The organism is Actinosynnema sp. (genome assembly GCF_052038725.1).
Window position 1 is genome coordinate 1 of the sequence record NZ_JBQGCX010000113.1, and the last position, 1763, is coordinate 1763.

Consider the following 1763-nt stretch of genomic DNA (forward strand, 5'->3'; position numbering starts at 1 on the left):
GTCGCGGGCGACCTCGCGCGACCGCTGCTCGGCCTGTCCGAGGAGGTGTTCGACGACCTGGCGCGCCGGGTGGACGGCGTCTTCCACGCGGGCGCCGAGGTGAACTGGCTGCGCCCCTACGGGGACCTCAGGGCGGCCAACGTCGGCGGCACGCGCGAGGTGCTGCGGCTGGCCGCCCGGCACCGGACCGTTCCCGTGCACCACGTCTCGTCCACCGCCGTGTTCTCCGAGGCGGTCGTCGACCGGCCCGGCCCGCACGACCCGACCGGCTCGCCCGAGAAGCTCCGCAACGGCTACGCGCGCAGCAAGTGGGTCGCCGAGCGGGTGGTGGACCTGGCGCGCGAGCGCGACATCCCGGTCACCGTGCACCGGGCCGACGTGGTGTGCGGCGACCAGGTCAACGGCGCCTGCCAGACGCGGGACTTCGTGTGGCTGAGCGTGAAGGGCGTCGTGCAGGCGGGCGCGGCCCCGGTCGGGCTGGACGGCCCGGTGCACCTGGTGCCGGTCGACTACGTCAGCGCCGCCATCACCGCGATCGCCCGGCGCCCCGCGGGCGGCACGTTCCACCTGCACAACCCCGACGGGGGCACGTACGGCGAGCTGCTGGAGCACCTGCGCTCGTTCGGCTACCCGGTGCGCCCGGTCGACCTGCCCGAGTTCCGCTCGCTGGTGGACCGGGACAACGCGCTCGCGCCGCTGCTCGACTCGTTCGCGGACCTGGTCGAGGGCCGGGTGTTCTACCCGCGCCTGGACACCTCCGACACCGCCGCCGCGCTCGCGGGCACCGGCGTCACCTGCCCGGAGATCGACAAGGACCTGGTCGCCCGGTACGTCAACTTCTTCGTGCGCGCGGGCTGGTTCCCCGCCACGTGACCGTTGGGAGGCAACGGATGCAGGCTGATCTCAACCCGGTCCTCGCGGTGCGCGCGCACCGGGGGGCGGCGCTGCTGGACGACGCGGGCGACGTGACCTACCCGGAGCTGACCGCGCGGGCCCGGCGGTTGGCGGGCGCGCTGGCAGGCTCCGGCGTCGTCCCCGGCGACCGGGTCGCGTACCTGGGGCCCAGCCACCCCGACCTGCTCGTGACCCACCTGGCGTGCGCGTGGGTCGGCGCCGTGTTCGTCCCGGTCAACCACCGGCTCACCCCCGGCGAGGCGCGCACCGTCCTGGCGGACTGCGACCCGCGCGTGGTCGTCGGCCGGGCCCCGGAGGGCCACCCGGTCCCGGCCCTGGACCCCGGCGCGGGCGACGACGGGTTCGACGCCGAGCCGCTGCCGCGCGCCGCCGACGACCTGGCGCTGCTGCTGTACACCTCCGGCACGACCGGCCGCCCCCAGGGCGTGCGGATCTCGTTCGGCAACCTGCGGCACAGCCACGAGGGCATCGCCGCGCTGACCGACCTCCGGGACGACGACGTCAACCTGGTCGTCACGCCGCTGGCGCACATCGGCGGCCTCAACTGCTTCACCCTGCGCTCGCTGGAGCGCGGCGGCGCCACGGTGGTCCGCCGCGCCTTCGACCCGGACCGGACCCTGCGCGACCTGGTCGGGCTGGGCGTCAACACGGTGTTCGCGGTGCCGTCGATGTTCGCCTCGCTGCTCAGGGCCCCCGGTTTCGCCGAGGCCGACCTGTCGCGGCTGCGCGCGCCGATCGTGTGCGGCGCGCCCGTGCCGCCGGGCCTCGTCCGCCGGTACGCCGAGCACGGGGTCATGCTCCAGCAGGCGTGGGGCACCACGGAGACCGCCAGCTACATCACCTGCCTG

At 75.4% G+C, this 1763-nt stretch carries 2 protein-coding genes; both read left to right on the forward strand.

The annotated features are described in order from the left end of the window. Positions 1-873 (forward strand): thioester reductase domain-containing protein (locus tag ACTUAL_RS02215; RefSeq protein ID WP_440899089.1); only part of this gene is annotated, 873 nt, incomplete at its 5' end. A 17-nt stretch (positions 874-890) separates the two neighbouring features. After that, positions 891-1763 (forward strand): AMP-binding protein (locus ACTUAL_RS02220; protein ID WP_440899090.1); only part of this gene is annotated, 873 nt, incomplete at its 3' end.